Annotated in this window: 17 protein-coding genes and 1 riboswitch; of the genes, 16 read left to right on the plus strand and 1 reads right to left on the minus strand. The window is 70.7% G+C overall.

The features are described 5' to 3' along the window. Nucleotides 1-54: 54 nt before the first annotated feature. Together ACFWPQ_RS29195 and ACFWPQ_RS29200 are read left to right on the plus strand one after the other, a co-directional pair. Nucleotides 55-633, plus strand: a complete 579-nt coding sequence (locus tag ACFWPQ_RS29195; protein WP_384041010.1) for a hypothetical protein — start codon at nucleotides 55-57, stop codon at nucleotides 631-633. A gap of 26 nt (nucleotides 634-659) precedes the next feature. Then, nucleotides 660-1,055: a hypothetical protein gene (locus tag ACFWPQ_RS29200; RefSeq protein WP_384041013.1), complete on the plus strand. Its 396-nt coding sequence runs from the start codon at nucleotides 660-662 to the stop codon at nucleotides 1,053-1,055. Between the two features lie 6 nt (nucleotides 1,056-1,061). Here ACFWPQ_RS29200 and ACFWPQ_RS29205 read toward each other — a convergent pair whose 3' ends face one another. After that, the gene (locus tag ACFWPQ_RS29205; protein ID WP_384041016.1) at nucleotides 1,062-1,370 is read right to left on the minus strand and encodes a hypothetical protein; all 309 of its coding nucleotides are present in this window, start codon (nucleotides 1,368-1,370) and stop codon (nucleotides 1,062-1,064) included. Nucleotides 1,371-1,874: 504 nt separating this feature from the next. On the opposite strand from ACFWPQ_RS29205, the gene ACFWPQ_RS29210 reads away from it, so the two are divergent. The 14 genes from ACFWPQ_RS29210 to ACFWPQ_RS29275 all read left to right on the plus strand — a co-directional run bounded on the left by ACFWPQ_RS29210 (nucleotide 1,875) and on the right by ACFWPQ_RS29275 (nucleotide 16,572). Then, the gene (locus ACFWPQ_RS29210) at nucleotides 1,875-2,702 is read left to right on the plus strand and encodes a glycoside hydrolase domain-containing protein (protein ID WP_384041019.1); all 828 of its coding nucleotides are present in this window, start codon (nucleotides 1,875-1,877) and stop codon (nucleotides 2,700-2,702) included. Between the two features lie 65 nt (nucleotides 2,703-2,767). Continuing rightward, nucleotides 2,768-3,115, plus strand: a complete 348-nt coding sequence (locus ACFWPQ_RS29215; protein ID WP_384041022.1) for a hypothetical protein — start codon at nucleotides 2,768-2,770, stop codon at nucleotides 3,113-3,115. 54 nt (nucleotides 3,116-3,169) lie between these two features. Beyond that, the gene (locus ACFWPQ_RS29220; RefSeq protein WP_384041025.1) at nucleotides 3,170-3,790 is read left to right on the plus strand and encodes a hypothetical protein; all 621 of its coding nucleotides are present in this window, start codon (nucleotides 3,170-3,172) and stop codon (nucleotides 3,788-3,790) included. 211 nt (nucleotides 3,791-4,001) lie between these two features. Continuing rightward, on the plus strand, nucleotides 4,002-4,649 hold the full coding sequence (locus ACFWPQ_RS29225; protein ID WP_384041028.1) for a SurA N-terminal domain-containing protein: 648 nt from the start codon (nucleotides 4,002-4,004) through the stop codon (nucleotides 4,647-4,649). 109 nt (nucleotides 4,650-4,758) lie between these two features. After that, the gene (locus tag ACFWPQ_RS29230; protein ID WP_384041031.1) at nucleotides 4,759-5,769 is read left to right on the plus strand and encodes a nucleoside triphosphate pyrophosphohydrolase; all 1,011 of its coding nucleotides are present in this window, start codon (nucleotides 4,759-4,761) and stop codon (nucleotides 5,767-5,769) included. Beyond that, nucleotides 5,766-7,022, plus strand: a complete 1,257-nt coding sequence (locus ACFWPQ_RS29235; protein ID WP_384041034.1) for a cytochrome P450 — start codon at nucleotides 5,766-5,768, stop codon at nucleotides 7,020-7,022. The genes ACFWPQ_RS29230 and ACFWPQ_RS29235 overlap by 4 nt, the downstream gene beginning before the upstream one ends. A gap of 198 nt (nucleotides 7,023-7,220) precedes the next feature. Next, nucleotides 7,221-8,198, plus strand: a complete 978-nt coding sequence (locus ACFWPQ_RS29240; protein ID WP_384041036.1) for a transglycosylase family protein — start codon at nucleotides 7,221-7,223, stop codon at nucleotides 8,196-8,198. A 209-nt stretch (nucleotides 8,199-8,407) separates the two neighbouring features. After that, nucleotides 8,408-8,582: riboswitch (cyclic di-AMP (ydaO/yuaA leader) on the plus strand. A gap of 4 nt (nucleotides 8,583-8,586) precedes the next feature. Then, nucleotides 8,587-9,267 (plus strand): transglycosylase family protein, encoded by a 681-nt coding sequence (locus ACFWPQ_RS29245; protein WP_384041039.1) that lies wholly within the window; start codon nucleotides 8,587-8,589, stop codon nucleotides 9,265-9,267. 413 nt (nucleotides 9,268-9,680) lie between these two features. Beyond that, a complete protein-coding gene (gene eno / locus ACFWPQ_RS29250; protein ID WP_384041042.1) occupies nucleotides 9,681-10,967 on the plus strand; it encodes a phosphopyruvate hydratase in 1,287 nt (428 codons plus the stop codon). 127 nt (nucleotides 10,968-11,094) lie between these two features. After that, nucleotides 11,095-11,571, plus strand: coding sequence for a septum formation initiator family protein (locus ACFWPQ_RS29255; protein ID WP_384041045.1), 477 nt, complete (start codon nucleotides 11,095-11,097; stop codon nucleotides 11,569-11,571). Nucleotides 11,572-11,600: 29 nt separating this feature from the next. Then, nucleotides 11,601-12,119: a DUF501 domain-containing protein gene (locus ACFWPQ_RS29260; RefSeq protein ID WP_181803871.1), complete on the plus strand. Its 519-nt coding sequence runs from the start codon at nucleotides 11,601-11,603 to the stop codon at nucleotides 12,117-12,119. 123 nt (nucleotides 12,120-12,242) lie between these two features. Then, nucleotides 12,243-13,208, plus strand: coding sequence for an exopolyphosphatase (locus ACFWPQ_RS29265; protein ID WP_384041049.1), 966 nt, complete (start codon nucleotides 12,243-12,245; stop codon nucleotides 13,206-13,208). A gap of 441 nt (nucleotides 13,209-13,649) precedes the next feature. Next, entirely contained in the window at nucleotides 13,650-15,029 is a 1,380-nt protein-coding gene (locus ACFWPQ_RS29270; protein WP_089102266.1) for an NAD(P)/FAD-dependent oxidoreductase, read from the plus strand. A gap of 253 nt (nucleotides 15,030-15,282) precedes the next feature. Beyond that, nucleotides 15,283-16,572: a class I SAM-dependent methyltransferase gene (locus ACFWPQ_RS29275; RefSeq protein WP_384041052.1), complete on the plus strand. Its 1,290-nt coding sequence runs from the start codon at nucleotides 15,283-15,285 to the stop codon at nucleotides 16,570-16,572. Nucleotides 16,573-16,618: the final 46 nt, after the last annotated feature.

Consider the following 16,618-nt stretch of genomic DNA (forward strand, 5'->3'; position numbering starts at 1 on the left):
CGATCTCTCGCCCGAGGTGACCTCCGCGATGCAGAGCCCGAACAGAGGCCGAAGATGAACCCCCAGGCCCATCAGGCCGCCGCGCACGCGGCCGCCCTCCACCTCACCGAGGTCGACGGCATACCGGCCCTCTTCGCGTACGCCTCCGGGCCGGTGCGCGCGGGTCTCGTCTTCCGTGTCGGCGTCGCCGACAAGACACTCGCCCGCGCCAGCGTCACGCACCTCGTCGAGCACCTGGCCCTGCACCGCCAGGGCCTGGCCGACTACCACTTCAACGGCGCGACCAAGGCCGCCTTCACCCACTTCCACGTGGAGGGCGCCGAACACGAGGTCGCCGCCTACCTCCAGGGCGTCTGCGCCTCCCTCGCCGACCTGCCCATGGACCGCCTGGAGACCGAGAAGGAGATCCTGCGCACCGAGGAGTCCCGGCGCGAGAACCCCCAGCTCCCGCTGTGGCGCTACGGGGCCCAGGGGCACGGCCTGGTCAGCTATCCGGAGTGGGGCGTGCGCGACCTGCGCCCGGACGACGTACGGCACTGGGCGCACACCTGCTTCACCCAGGGCAACGCCGTGCTGTGGATCGCCGGCGAACGGCTGCCGGCCGGGCTGTCGGTCAAGCTGCCCGCCGGCTGATCGGCACCGACGGCATCGCCGTCGAGATGGAGCCCGCTCTGTACGGGGTCGGCGCGCACACGATGGCGGCCGTCGCCGCCGCCGTACCGCCGGCCGCAGTGGTCCGGCTGCCGCCCCGGCAGCAGCCGCCCGAGCCCGGGGCACACCGGTCGGCGTCGCCCGAGCGGGCACAGGGACAGACGCAGACGCCGGACCGGCCCGCCCCCGTCCGGCGCACCGGAGGGCAGACGGCCGCAGTGGTCGTCCTCGGCCTGTTCGGCGGTCTGTTCGCCTTCCTGGCCCTCGCCGTCACCGTCTTCGGCGGCAGCGATCCCGAGACCAGTACGGGGGAGTGGATCGCCCTCGCGGGCTTCCTGCGGGGCGTCACCGCGCTGCTCGCCTGGCCCGCCGTACGGATCCTGCGGCGGACCCGGCGGGTGTGAGAAGCGCTAGCGCAGGTACGGGTTCCCCACCACCGGCGGCGGCGCCATCACGCCGTACCCCTGCCCCTGCCCCGGCCCCTGCGGCCTCGGCGTCCTCTTGTCGAACAGGGCGAACAGGAGCAGGCCCGTCGCCATCAGCAGACACAGGACGACCACCACGCCCAGCACCGGATCGCCGTCCTTGCTGGGGACGAGGGACTCCCAGCTCAGCGTCACCGTCTCGTAGAGCGCGAACGAGGCGAAGGCGCCCCAGTCCGAGCCCCGGCCGCGGCGGATCGCCACGTACAGGAACGGCACCCAGGCCAGCAGGCCCAAGGTTCCCCATACCAGGACCGACCAGGCTATTCGCTGGAACCAACCGGCCTCGAGACGCTTTTCCAACCCGACCCCCACGCAGGCCCCCGCAGCGGAGGAAGCGGAGGGTTCGGCGAAAGGTTAGAGCAATGGCCCGGCGCTGTCAGACGGTGTCGTGCGCCGGGGCGGTGCTGGGGCGGTGCTGGGGCGGCGCGGGGTCGGTGCGGGGGTGGCGGCCGGCGGTCGCCGGTCCGTCGGGGCTTCGGGCGTCGCCTGGGAGTTTGCTGTGTCTTGAGGGAATCTTGTGGCGCCTTGGGGACGGGGTTTCCCGATCTTGGCGGTGGTATCGGCTATCGTGCGATGCTCCTACGGCGTCGCGTGACGTGTCATCGTCAATCGAGTCATCGTCAATCTGGCGCGCCGTACCGGGGATTCAGAGGTTTTCAGCGGGCGTACGCCGTCGCCAGACGCCGCGGTACGCCGCTCAGACGCGTACGGGAAGACGTACGCACGGAGGGGTGGGGGATGGCCGAGCACCGGCAGTCCAGGAAGCTCAGGTACATCGCGTGGTCGGTGGCCGGTGCCGCCGTCGTCGCGGGCGGCGGCATCGCGGCGCAGGCCTCGATGGCGGCCACCACCTGGCCGGCCCAGAAGACGTTCACGGGCCACGCCTTCGACACCTGCGCCGCGCCCTCGCTGAACGCGATGACGGCCTGGAAGGGCGGCCTCTACGGCGCCGCCGCCGTCTACGTCGGCGGCAAGAACCGCGGCTGCAGCCAGCCCAACCTCACCGCCTCCTGGGTCAAGTCGGTCAACTCCCTCGGCTGGAAGCTCATCCCGCTCTACGTCGGCGCCCAGCCGCCCTGCCAGAGCGGCTCCAACCCCGAGAAGCTCACCGCCTCCACCGCCGCCTCCCTCGGCGTGAGCGACGCCACGGACGCGGCGGCCAAGGCGTCGGCGCTCGGCATGAAGACCGGCAGCCCGATCTACCTCGACATGGAGTCGTACGACACCACGGACACGGCCTGCAACAACGCCGTGCTGACGTATGTGCGTTCCTTCTCCAAGACGCTGCGCGCCAAGGTCTACCGCAGCGGCTACTACGGCTTCACCAGCTCCAGCGCCAAGGCCGTCGCCACCGCGACCGACAAGACGGACCTGCCGGGCAACCTCTGGTACGCGCTCTGGGACAAGAAGTACACGACCACGACGGACTGGCCGTGGGGCTCCACCCAGTACACCGGCCACAGCCGCGCGCACCAGTACATCGTCAACAGCAAGGAGACGCGGAACGGTTACACGATCACTGTGGACCGCGACGCGTGGGACGCACCGGTCGCGATCGTCGGCTGAACCCGTGTGACAGCCCGTGTGACAGCCCGTGTGACGGCCCGTGTGACGGCCCGTGTGAGACCCGTGTGACGACGGAGAAGGGGCGGGAGATGAAGGTGGTCGCCGTACCGGCGGCGGTCCGGAGGGGCGCGGTGCGCGTGGGGTTCGCCGCGCTGCCCGTGCTCACCCTGGGACTGCTGTGCAACGTACCGTCCCTGATCCTCGCCCTGCGCCGGCGCACCCGCGCCGACTGGTGGGCCTTCGCCGGGTTCAGCGCGGTCCTGGTGGCCTGGATCACCGATCTCGGACTGACCCCGGACGACACCCACGGCCTGCTGTTCACGTCCGACCTGCTGCTGATCCTGCTGTCCATGGCGGGCGCCTCACTGCACGCCTGGACGATGTGGCCCCGGCTGGCCGCCGGGCGGCGCTGACGTACACAGGGCAACAGGGCAAGGCGCAGAGTTCGAAAGCAGGCAGGAAAGCAAGTGGCCAAACAGGTCAGACAGGTGTCGCAGGCGCGCACCAACCGGCCGGAGCCGTCCGGGCGGTTCGCCGTCGTGGGGAGCGCCGTCGTCACCCGGCTGCGCTCCCTCCGCGGGCGCACCATCGCGCTGGCGGCGGGCGGGGTCGCCGTCGTGGCCGCCGTCGTCGTCACCGTCGTACTCGTCTCCTCCGGGGACGACGGCCGGCCCCCGATCCCCGACACCCGGGCCCGCCACTACACCGACGTCGACGCCTGTCTGCTCACCGGCGAGAAGGGCATCAGCGGCGGGACCGCCGCGGCCGTCTGGCAGGGCATGCAGGACGCCTCGCTGAAGACCCACGCGCGCGTGAGCTACGCGCAGGTGCTCGGCGAGCAGAGCACCGGCAACGCACGCCCCTTCCTCAACAGCCTGCTCCAGCGCTCCTGCGACGTCGTCCTCGCCGTGGGCCGGCCCGAGGTCACGGCCGCGGCACAGTCCGCGGTCACGCACAAGAAGGTCGGCTTCGTGCTGGTGGGTGGCGGCGGAACGGCCGCGTCCAACGTGGCCGACGTCTCCGCCGGGGAGGGAGTGCGGGCCGATGTCGCCGGCGCCGTCGAGCGGGCGGTGGCCGGACGGGGCTGAGCGCCGTTCCGTCTCGGGGCGCGCGTGGCGGGTGCACGGTGGGTACCTGGCGAGTACGCGGCGACCCGCAAACCCTTCCGGGGGTGGCGCGGCGGTGCCGGATACGGCTGTGAATCGTTGGTCGAATGGGTTGGCCAGAGCTTGCCCACTGCCTACCATCGATCACCGCAAGACTTTGTGCACCGTCGCACAATCTCCTCGGGAGGCACCCTTGCACCGCCGCCGTCGCACCGCGCTCGTCCTCTCCGCCGCGATCGCCGCCGCGGCCCCCTTCCTCACCGCCTGCGGAAGCGACGCGCACCCGGGCGCCGCGGCCGTCGTGGGCGGCCAGCGGATCACCGTCTCGCAGCTGGAGACCCGCGTGAACGAGGTGCGCCAGGCCCAGCGCGCCGCGGTCCCGGACGAGACGCAGTACCAGCAGGTGCTGTCCGCCACCAGCAGCCTCACCCGGGACACCCTCTACAACATGGTCCTCGACCGGGTGCTGCACCAGGCCGCCCAGACCGCGGGCGTCACCGTCACCCGTGCGGAGGTCGAGCAGATGCGCTCCGGCCTCGAACAGCAGGCCGGCGGCTCCGCGGCGCTGCAGACCGCCTGGCTGCAGAAGTACGGCATCGCCCCGCAGCGCCTCGACGACAACCTCCGCTTCCAGGTGGAGGCCAAGAAGCTCGCCCAGGTGCTCGGCACCGACACCTCGCAGCCTGCCTTCTGGAAGGCTCTGGCGAGTGCCTCCAAGGAGCTCCACGTGGACCTCAACCCGCGCTACGGCGCCTGGGACGTCCAGAAGAGCAGCCGGGTGGACGCCAAGACGCCGTGGGTACGGGAGGTCACGTCTGCGGGGACGCAGGTGTCGGCGTAGGGGAGGTCACGGGGGTAGTCACCTTGATACCGGTCATACGATCACTTGATCACCCCCACCCTGTGGACAAACCGCGAGGTCGGCGGCGGTGGTGCGTTACGTTCGGAGCGTGAACACCACCAGGCCCGAATCCACCACCCCGGAACCCACCCCGACCTCCCGGTCCGACGCCGGCCGCGTCGTCCTGCTGACCACCAGCCACCGGGTCGCCCCCGGCCTGCTGTCCTGGCCCGCCTGGCAGGCGCTGCGCGCGGCGGACCGGGTGCTGTGCGCGGACGGTGCGCATCCGCAGCTGCCCTACCTGCGGGAGGCCGGGACGGCCGTGGACGAGGCCGCCCCCACCGCCCAGGAGCTGGTCGACGCCTGCGCCGGCGGCCGGACGGTGGTGGTCGTGGCCGCGGGCGAGGGCGAGCCCGCCCTCACGGACGGCCTGGCCCGCCTGGCCGGCTCCGGCCGCGTCCGGATGCCCGAGCTGGAGCTGCTCCCCGCCTCCTACGACCTGCCCGGCGCCCGCCTCCTCGACCTCGTCCAGGTCATGGACCGGATCCGCGCGGAGTGCCCCTGGTCGTCCCGGCAGACCCACAAGGGCCTCGCGAAGTACGGCATCGAGGAGGCGTACGAACTCGTCGAGGCGATCGAGGAGGGCGACCGCGACGAACTCCGGGAGGAACTGGGCGACGTGCTCCTCCAGGTCGTCTTCCACGCGCGGATCGCGGAGGAGGACCCGGACGCCCCCTTCTCGATCGACGACGTGGCGGGCGGCATCGTCGCCAAGCTCATCCACCGCCACCCGCACGTCTTCGGCGACGAGACCGCGGCGACGCCGGAGGAGGTCAAGGAGCACTGGCTGCGCACGAAGGCCATAGAGAAGCGACGCGAGTCGGTGACGGACGGGATACCCCTCGCGCAGCCGGGTCTCGCGCTGGCGGCGAAGCTGGCCTCGCGGGTGCGGACGGCGGGACTGGAGGTGCCGCTCCCGCAGGAGCAGGGCATCGGGTACGAGCTGCTCGCGCTGGCGGCCCGCGCGGAGGCGGAGGGCGTCGACCCGGAGGCGGCACTGCGGGCGGCGGCCCGGGCCTACCGGGACGCGGTGCGGGCGACGGAGGGAGTGGAGAAGTGACCGCGCCCGCCCCCGACCTGTTCACCTGGGAGTTCGCCGCCGACCCCTACCCCGCCTACGCCTGGCTGCGGGAGCACGAACCCGTGCGGCGGACCAGGTTGCCCAGTGGGGTGGAGGCCTGGCTGGTCACGCGGTACGGGGACGCCAAGCAGGCGCTGGCCGACCCGAGGCTCTCCAAGAACCCTGCGCATCACGACGAGCCCGCGCACGCCAAGGGGAAGACCGGCATCCCCGGGGAGCGCAAGGCCGAGTTGATGACGCACCTGCTGAACATCGATCCGCCCGACCACACCCGGCTGCGGCGGCTGGTGAGCAAGGCGTTCACACCGCGCCGGGTGGCCGAGTTCGCGCCGCGGGTGCAGGAGCTGACCGACCGGCTCATCGACGGGTTCGCGGCGTCCGGGTCCGCCGACCTCATCCACGAGTTCGCCTTCCCGCTCCCCATCTACGCCATCTGCGACCTGCTCGGCGTCCCGCGCGAGGACCAGGACGACTTCCGGGACTGGGCCGGCATGATGATCCGCCACGGGGGCGGGCCGCGCGGCGGGGTCGCGCGGTCGGTGAAGAAGATGCGGGGGTACCTGGCCGAGCTGATCCACCGGAAGAGGCAGGAGCTGCCCGCCGAACCGGCCCCCGGCGAGGACCTCATCTCCGGGCTCATCCGGGCCTCGGACCACGGCGAGCACCTCACCGAGAACGAGGCCGCGGCCATGGCGTTCATCCTCTTGTTCGCCGGGTTCGAGACCACCGTCAACCTGATCGGGAACGGCACGTACGCGCTGCTCACCCACCCCGAGCAGCGCGCCCGGCTGCAGGACTCCCTCGCCGCCGGTGAGCGCGGGCTGCTGGAGACCGGCGTCGAGGAACTGCTCCGCTACGACGGACCGGTGGAGCTGGCCACCTGGCGGTTCGCCACCGAGCCGGTCGACATCGGCGGGCAGCACATCGCGCCCGGCGACCCGGTCCTGGTCGTCCTGGCCGCGGCGGACCGGGACCCGGAGCGGTTCGCCCGACCGGACATCCTCGACCTCTCACGCCGGGACAACCAGCACCTCGGATACGGCCACGGCATCCACTACTGCCTCGGCGCCCCGCTGGCCCGCCTGGAGGGCCAGACCGCCCTCGCCACCCTCCTCACCCGCTTCCCCGACCTGCGACTCGCGGTCGACGAAGGGGAGTTGCGGTGGCGCGGCGGGCTCATCATGCGCGGACTGCGCACGCTGCCCGTGGAGTTCACGCCGACCGGCCGATGAGCCTTCGCCGGGCCCTCGCCGAACCCCTTACCGGTCCGTACGGGCAAAAGGTGACTAGCGTTCAAGTCTGTGATCTTCACGTGATCTGCGCGGCATTAACTTGTGACAAGTGATCGTCTGCCGATACGTTCACCCATCAGCGCGGCGCCCTGCGGGACCCGCCGCGCCGGTCACCGCTGTCGCTCGAAAGGTTTCCGCATGCTCTCCGGGAACGGTCGTCACCGTCGCCCCCGTCAGGCTCCGGCTCTCCTCGTCGCGGCCGGCGTGACCGGCTCCGCCATCGCCATCCCGCTTCTCGGCGCGGCGAGCGCCAACGCGGCCGACGGCTCCACCTGGGACCAGGTGGCCCAGTGCGAGAGCGGCGGCTCCTGGAGTGCCGACGACGGCACCGGCTACTACGGCGGCCTCCAGATCTCCCTGGACGACTGGAGCGAGTACGGGGGCCTGGACTACGCCGGTACGCCCGACCAGGCGAGCCGTTCGCAGCAGATCGCGGTCGCCGAGAAGATACTCGCCGACCAGGGCACCAAGCCCTGGCGGACCTGTGCCCTGATCGCCGGACTCTCTTCCGACGACGCCTCGGTGAACGTCGACACGGGACTTGGCGACTCGGGTGATTCGTCTGGTTCCTCCGACTCGTCGGACTCGTCCTCCGGGCTGTCGAATTCGTCGTCCTCCTCTGATTCCGGTTCCTCCTCGGGTGCCGCGGACTCCGGGGACGACTCCGCCACTCCCTCCCCGAGTGCGAGCGGTGACTCCAAGAAGGACACCCCCAGTAAATCCACCAAGACGGACAAGTCGGAATCTTCCGACTCTGACGCCTCGAAGCCGAGCGAGAATCCCGTCGTCCCCGAGAGTGACGACTCGGACAATTCGGGGCAAGCTGAAGGCTCTTGGAGCCTGGTCGACACGGGGGCCGTCAGCGCTGGCGGCAAGCATCGCGGCGGCTCGGCGGACGAAAGCGTGACAAACGGTCAGGGTGCCACCTCCTCCGGCCGGCACGCCGTGCGCGACAGTGACACCTACACCGTCCGCGCCGGCGACACCCTCGCCTCCATCGCCGACTCCCTTGACCTCGACGGCGGATGGCGTGCGCTCTATGCCGCGAACAAGGCGGCCATCGGTGCCGACCCGAACGACATCAGCGCCGGTCAGACCCTGAAACTCGGTAGCTAAACGGACGAAAAGCGGCGGGAGTTGGCGTCTGTAAGCCGCCCCACTTCGAAGTTAAATGTCCGGTTTGGTGAAAGTGTGGGATGAGTCTCAGAAGCCCTGATCATCTTTGAAATTCACCTGATGCCCTGTTTACGGTCAAGGCCGCTCGTCACCACGAGCCCCGGCCGTCGCAACGCCGAGTCCTGCCAGCGGCCGTCCGGGAACAGTCGACGCGTCATGCGCCGTAGGCAGGAGCGGGGGACCCAAGGTAAGTGCCGGGACCGGTGGTTGAGGCCGCCGATCCGGCTCGGGGTGAAGCCGCGCACCGACACACGGGTGTGCGGCCGGGCAACTCAACCGGCCCGAACCCGACAGCTCACCTCGCAGGCGTCGGTGAGGGGATCGATCCATGCTGTTTTCCGGCAAGGGCAAGCACCGTCGTCCGTCCAAGGCCGTCCGCGCCATCGCTGTCGCCGGTGTCACCGGCGTCGCCGTCGCCGCCCCGCTGATGGCGGCCGGCAGCGCCTCCGCCGCCACCGCCTCCGAGTGGGACACCGTCGCCCAGTGCGAGTCCGGCGGCAACTGGGCCATCAACACCGGCAACGGCTACTACGGCGGTCTGCAGTTCTCCGCCTCCACCTGGGCCGCGTACGGCGGCACGCAGTACGCCGCGCAGGCCAACCAGGCCACCAAGGCGCAGCAGATCACCATCGCCGAGAAGGTCCTCGCCGCGCAGGGCAAGGGTGCCTGGCCGGTCTGCGGCACGGGCCTGTCCAGCGCCGCCTACGCCGGCGGCAGCACCTCCGGCTCCTCGTCGAGCGGCACGGGCACGAGCAGCCGTACGACCGACACGCAGGCCGCCTCCCGCTCCGCCGAGCGTCCGGCCGCGACCAAGACCGTCACCACCCCGGCCGGCAAGAAGGTCAAGAAGGGCGACGGCGAGTACAAGGTCGTCAAGGGCGACACCCTCAGCTCGATCGCCGAGAAGCACAAGGTGAAGGGCGGCTGGCAGGCGCTGTTCAAGCTGAACAAGGACATCGTCGCCGACGCCGACTTCATCTACCCGGGTCAGCAGCTGCACCTGAAGTAGCAGGACGCGGGGCGGTCGCCGCACGTATGAGGTCGTCGCAAGTATTAAGCGGCACCCAGCTGAACCACAGCGCCCGCACAACCGTGGTCCCCATAGTGGAGACCACGTGAGGGCCACCCCCGTCCCCACGGGCCCCCGCCCCGGTGCGTTTTCCCCCGTACGCACCGGGGCGGGGTTTCTCTTTGCCGTCCCCTCCCCTTCTCGGCCCCCTTCTTGGCCCGCTCTTCTTCCGTTCTTCATCGGGCCCCCCTTTGTTCCGCACGTGAACAATGAGTACCGTCTGTGTGTCCACGGGCCGGTCGGTCGTGCCGGCCGACGGCCCTGGGACGGTTAGGCTCTAGTCGCAAGGCTGAGCAAGGGCCGACGAGGCCCGCGTGCGCCCCGCACAACCAGCGTCACATCCCAAGAAGGAGATGCTCGTGCCGTCCATCGACGTCGTCGTAGCCCGGGAAATCCTGGACTCCCGAGGCAACCCCACGGTCGAGGTCGAGGTCGGCCTCGACGACGGCAGCACGGGTCGTGCCGCCGTCCCGTCCGGCGCCTCCACCGGTGCCTTCGAGGCCATCGAGCTCCGTGACGGCGACCCCAACCGCTACCTGGGCAAGGGTGTCGAGAAGGCCGTCCTCGCCGTCATCGAGCAGATCGGCCCGGAGCTGGTCGGCTACGACGCCACCGAGCAGCGCCTGATCGACCAGGCCATGTTCGACCTGGACGCCACCGACAACAAGGGCTCGCTCGGCGCCAACGCCATCCTCGGCGTCTCCCTCGCCGTCGCGCACGCCGCCTCCGAGGCGTCCGACCTCCCGCTGTTCCGCTACCTCGGTGGCCCGAACGCGCACCTGCTGCCCGTCCCGATGATGAACATCCTCAACGGCGGCTCGCACGCGGACTCCAACGTCGACATCCAGGAGTTCATGATCGCCCCGATCGGCGCGGAGTCCTTCTCCGAGGCGCTGCGCTGGGGTGCCGAGGTCTACCACACCCTCAAGAAGGTCCTGAAGTCGAAGGGCCTGTCGACCGGCCTCGGCGACGAGGGAGGCTTCGCGCCGAACCTGGAGTCCAACCGCGCCGCCCTCGACCTCATCCTCGAGGCGATCAAGCAGGCCGGCTACGTCCCGGGCGAGCAGATCGCGCTCGCGCTCGACGTCGCCGCGTCCGAGTTCTACAAGGACGGCAAGTACGAGTTCGAGGGCAAGTCCCGCTCGGCCGCCGAGATGACCGAGTACTACGAGGAGCTCGTCGCCGCGTACCCGCTGGTCTCCATCGAGGACCCGCTGTACGAGGACGACTGGGCCGGCTGGAAGGTCATCACCGACAGGCTCGGCGACAAGGTCCAGCTCGTCGGCGACGACCTGTTCGTCACCAACCCGGAGCGCCTCGCCCGCGGCATCGAGGAGGGCACCGCCAACGCCCTGCTGGTGAAGGTGAACCAGATCGGTTCCCTGACCGAGACCCTGGACGCCGTCGAGCTCGCCCAGCGCAACGGCTTCAAGTGCATGATGTCGCACCGCTCCGGCGAGACCGAGGACGTCACCATCGCCGACCTCGCCGTCGCCACCAACTGCGGCCAGATCAAGACCGGCGCCCCGGCCCGCTCCGAGCGCGTCGCCAAGTACAACCAGCTGCTGCGCATCGAGGAGATCCTCGACGACGCGGCGGTGTACGCCGGCCGCTCCGCGTTCCCGCGCTTCAAGGGCTGAGCAGGCCTGCCGCGCTGAGCCCGTAGAGGGTAAGGCTTAGCCAGTCGTACGTACGTCCCCGTACCCGGTCCCGTACCGTGTCCGGGGACGTACGCACGTACCAGGGTCGACCCAGGGAGGCGGGGACATGGCCGTGAAGGACCGGGACCGGTTCTCCACCGCGACCAGGCTCAAGCTGCTCGGCGAGCAGACGGCGGCCCGGGTGTACCGCTCCCAGACCAGGCGCCAGGCCCGCCGCTCCCGGCTCACCGGCCGTGCGGCGCTGCTGGCGATCGTGCTCTGCACGATGATCGTCGCGCTCGCCTATCCGATGCGGCAGTACGTCTCCCAGCGCGCCGAGATCTCCGACCTCGAACGTCAGCAGCAGCAGGCCCGGCAGCGGGTCGAGCAGCTGCGGGACCTCAAGGCGCGGTGGCAGGACGACGCGTACGCCGAGCAGCAGATCCGGCTGCGGCTGCACTACGTGATGCCGGGGGAGACCGGGTTCGTCGTGATCGACCCCGGTGTCGCCAAGCAGGCGCACGCCTACCTGGGGGCTGCCGACCGGCCCTGGTACGCGAACGTCTGGGACGGCGTCGACAAGTCCGACGCGTCCGACCAGTGAACCGACAGAAAGCCACACAGAACACAGTCATGGAAACGGCTCCTCCCTCCACCCCGCGTACCGAGCCGACCGACGCGGACGTCGAGGCCTTCAAGCAGCAGCTCGGGCGGCCGCCGCGCGGACTGCGGGCGATCGCGCACCGGTGCCCGTGCGGGCAGCCGGACGTCGTGGAGACGGCGCCCCGGCTGCCGGACGGGACCCCCTTCCCCACGCTGTACTACCTGACGTGCCCCAAGGCCGCGTCCGCCATCGGCACCCTCGAGGCCAACGGCGTGATGAAGGAGATGACGGCGCGGCTGGAGAGCGATCCCGAGCTGGCGGCGGCGTACCGGGCCGCGCACGAGGACTACATCCGGCGCCGGGACGAGATCGAGGAGCTGACGGGCTTTCCGAGCGCCGGGGGGATGCCGGACCGGGTGAAGTGCCTGCACGTCCTGGTGGCCCACTCGCTGGCGGCGGGGCCGGGCGTCAACCCGCTCGGCGACGAGGCGATCGCCATGCTGCCGGAGTGGTGGGCCAAGGGCGCGTGTGTAGTCACCGGCGAGTGACACCCCCAGGGGGCTCCGCCCCCTGGACCCCCGAGCCCTTCGCCCACCCACCACCCGACTCGGTCGATTGAGCAGGCGCCGCCTCGACTCGAGTCGTCACGAACAGACAAGGAACCCACCGCCATGACCCGCGTCGCCGCCATCGATTGCGGAACCAACTCCATCCGGCTGCTCGTCGCCGACGCCACTGTGTCCGACAGCGCCTCCGGCGCGGGGTCGACCGGGGAGCTCGTCGATCTGGACCGGCGGATGGTGATCGTCCGGCTCGGGCAGGGGGTCGACCGGACCGGGCGGCTCGCGCCGGAGGCGCTGGCGCGGACCTTCGCGGCCTGCCGGGAGTACGCCGCGGTCATCAAGGAGTACGGCGCGGAGCGGCTGCGGTTCGTGGCCACGTCCGCGTCCCGTGACGCCGAGAACCGGGACGAGTTCGTGCGCGGCGTGCTCGACATCCTCGGCGTCGAGCCCGAGGTCATCAGCGGCGACCAGGAGGCCGAGTTCTCCTTCACGGGCGCGACGAGGGAGCTGACGGGACGCGACGACCTCGCCAAGCCGTTCCTCGTCGTGGACATCGGCGGCGGCTCGACCGAGTTCGTCGTCGGGGACGCGCACGTACGGGCGGCCCGGTCCGTGGACGTCGGCTGCGTGCGGATGACCGAGCGGCACCTCGTGCACGAGGGGCACGTCAGCGACCCGCCCACCGAGGCCGAGACCGCCTCCATGCGGGCCGACATCGAGCGTGCCCTCGATCTCGCGGAGGAGACCGTCCCGCTGCGCGAGGCGCACACCCTGGTCGGTCTCGCCGGGTCCGTCACCACCCTCTCCGCGATCCACCAGGACCTGCCGGAGTACGACTCCGCCGCCATCCACCACTCCCGCATCCCCTACGCCCGGGTCCGGGAGATCACCGGGTGGCTGCTGCGGTCGACCCATGCGGAGCGGGCGGCGATCCCCTCCATGCACCCCGGGCGGGTCGACGTCATCGGGGCCGGCGCCCTCGTGCTTCAGTCGATCATGGAGCGGGTGGGTGCCGAGGAGGTCGTGGTGAGCGAGCACGACATTCTGGACGGCATCGCCTGGTCCGTCGCCTGACCCACAGGTCGGCGTGATCGATCCTCGGATGAGCATGCGAATCGACGGGTGAGCGCCCCGAACGGCCTGTGACACGCCGTGCCACGACACCCCGCCGGGAAACTTCGTGAAGTTCTTCACAAGGAATTCGGTGCAGGTGAGGGGTCCCGGGGGTCCCATTGGCCCGTTCGGGGGCCGAACGGACCCTTGCGCGTGTTCGGGAGGGCGTCCAGGGGGTGTTCCGGGAGGTGCTCCTGAGGGTGACATCGGGTGCCCTCACGGTGCCCCCGGAAGCCTGGAGAGGCAGCTCACGCGGCATTGACAACGGGTCGTATCGGAAGTGGGTTCCCGCTGTTGACCATGACCTGCGTCACGTGAGCGGCGGAGTGTAGCACGGGCCCTGTGGAAGCTTGTGAAGGGGCGCACGAGCGGCCCCCCTGGGGCGGGTGGATACTCGATGCCATGAGCACCACGGAGCGTCCCAGGATCCTCGTAGTAGGCGGTGGGTACGTAGGCCTGTACGCAGCTCGGCGCATCCTCAAGAAGATGCGCTACGGCGAGGCGACCGTCACGGTCGTCGACCCCCGGTCGTACATGACCTACCAGCCCTTCCTCCCCGAAGCCGCCGCCGGCAGCATCTCCCCTCGGCACGTCGTCGTCCCGCTGCGGCGCGTCCTGCCGAAGGCGGAGGTCCTCACCGGCCGGGTCACCACCATCGACCAGGACCGCAAGGTCGCCACGATCGCGCCGCTGGTCGGCGAGTCGTACGAGCTGCCTTTCGACTACCTGGTGATCGCGCTCGGCGCGGTCTCCCGGACCTTCCCGATCCCCGGCCTCGCCGAGCAGGGCATCGGCATGAAGGGCATCGAGGAGTCCATCGGCCTGCGCAACCACGTCCTCGAGCAGCTGGACAAGGCCGACTCCACGACCGACGAGGAGATCCGCCGCAAGGCGCTCACCTTCGTCTTCATCGGCGGTGGCTTCGCGGGTGCGGAGACCATCGGCGAGGTCGAGGACATGGCCCGCGACGCGGCCAAGTACTACAAGAACGTGTCCCGTGAGGACATGCGCTTCGTCCTGGTCGACGCCGCCGACAAGATCCTGCCCGAGGTCGGCCCCAAGCTCGGCCTGTACGGCAAGGAGCACCTGGAGAGCCGCGGTGTGGAGATCTACCTCTCCACGTCGATGGACTCCTGCGTCGACGGGCACGTCGTGCTCAAGAACGGCCTCGAGGTCGACTCCAACACGATCGTGTGGACCGCCGGTGTGAAGCCGAACCCGGCGCTGGCCCGCTTCGGCCTGCCGCTCGGCCCCCGCGGCCACGTGGACACCGCCCCGACCCTCCAGGTGCAGGGCACCGACTACATCTGGGCCGCGGGCGACAACGCCCAGGTGCCGGACGTCGCCGCCCGCAAGGCCGGCGTGGAGAACGCCTGGTGCCCGCCGAACGCGCAGCACGCGCTGCGTCAGGCCAAGGTCCTCGGCGACAACGTGGTCTCCGGCATGCGGGGCTTCCCGCAGAAGGAGTACAGCCACGCCAACAAGGGCGCGGTCGCCGGTCTGGGTCTGCACAAGGGCGTCGCGATGATCGTCCTGGGCAAGACGAAGATCAAGGTCAAGGGCCGTCTGGCCTGGTACATGCACCGCGGCTACCACGGTCTGGCCATGCCGACCTGGAACCGCAAGATCCGCATCTTCGCCGACTGGACCCTCGGCATGTTCCTCAAGCGCGAGGTCGTGTCCCTGGGTGCCATGGAGAACCCCCGCGAGGAGTTCTACGAGGCCGCCAAGCCGGCGCCGGTCGCCGCTCCGAAGGCCGAGGAGAAGGCCAAGGCCTCCTGACCCCGGTCACCGGTCGCTGAACCGTCCGAAGGACCTCCCGCCATCCGTGGTGCGGGAGGTCCTTCGGCGTTTCCGGGCGCGGGGGCAACAGGGCGGCAACAGGCGGGCAGTAGAACTGGGAGCAGTGCCGGGTAGTGCATGGTGCATACAACGGTTTTGCCCAGTCGTAACTCCTTTGCGGGACTGCGCCGCTGCCCTCACGGTGTTTACGTGGTAACCGGCATCCGGGATAGACGTCTTGGAGGTGTGCGCCATGGCCGACGCCGCGTCGCGGCTGAGGAGTGTTGCCGAGCAGGTACTGGGAGTCCCGCTCCCGGTGCGGCTGCGGGCCTGGGACGGATCGCAGGCCGGACCGCCGGACGCGCCGACGCTCGTCGTGCGCAACCGCCGCGCCCTGCGCCGCATCCTGTTCAAGCCGGGCGAACTGGGCCTGGCCCGCGCCTGGGTCGCCGGCGACCTGGACATCGAGGGCGACCTCTACAGCGCCCTCGCCGCGATCTCCGGTCTGATCTGGGAGCGCGGGGAGGACGGCCGTACGGTCCTCCAGGCCCTGCGCGACCCCGCCGTACGGGCCGCCGTGGGCGAGCTGCTGAAGCTCGCCGGGCCGCCCGTGCCGCCCGCCCCGCCCCGCGAGGAGGCGCGCAGACGGAGCCACCTGCACACCCGCCGCAGCGACAAGCAGTCCATCAGCCACCACTACGACGTGGGGAACGACTTCTACGAGCTCGTCCTCGGGCCGTCGATGGTGTACTCGTGCGCCTACTGGGAGGACGACGGGAGCCTGGAGGAGGCCCAGCGCGACAAGCTCGAACTCGTCTGCGCCAAGCTCGGCCTGACCCCCGGTCGGCGGCTGCTCGACGTGGGCTGCGGCTGGGGCTCCATGGCGATCCACGCGGCCCGCGAGCACGGCGTGAGCGTCGTCGGGGTCACCCTCTCCCAGGAGCAGGCCGCGTACGCCCGTAAACGGGTCGCGGACGAGGGTCTGACGGACCGGGTGGAGATCAGGGTCCAGGACTACCGGGACGTCCGGGACGGGCCGTACGACGCCGTCTCGTCGATCGGGATGGCGGAGCACGTGGGGGCCGAACGGTACCTGGAGTACGCGGAGAACCTGTACGGGCTGCTCAAGCCCGGCGGCCGGCTGCTCAACCACCAGATCGCGCGGCGGCCGCAGCGGGACGAGTCGACGTACCACGTGGACCGGTTCATCGACGCCTACGTCTTCCCGGACGGCGAACTCGCCCCGATCGGCACCACCGTCACCCAGCTGGAGCGGGCCGGGTTCGAGGTGCGGGACGTGGAGTCGATCCGTGAGCACTACGCCCGCACCCTGCGCCGGTGGGTGGTCAACCTGGAGGCCGACTGGCCGCGGGCCATGCGGCTGACCAGCCCCGGCCGGGCCCGCGTCTGGCGGCTCTACATGGCCGCCTCCGCCCTCGCCTTCGAACACAACCGCATCGGCGTCAACCAGGTGCTGGCCGTCCGGACCCCGGAGTCGGGCGCCTCCGGGCTGCCGCTGCGCACCCGTACCTGGAACAGCTGACGGCACCCGAAAGGGGCCCCACAGCGCGCGTGGGGCCCCTTCGCCG

This window comes from Streptomyces sp. NPDC058464, assembly GCF_042721035.1.
GTDB lineage: Bacteria > Actinomycetota > Actinomycetes > Streptomycetales > Streptomycetaceae > Streptomyces.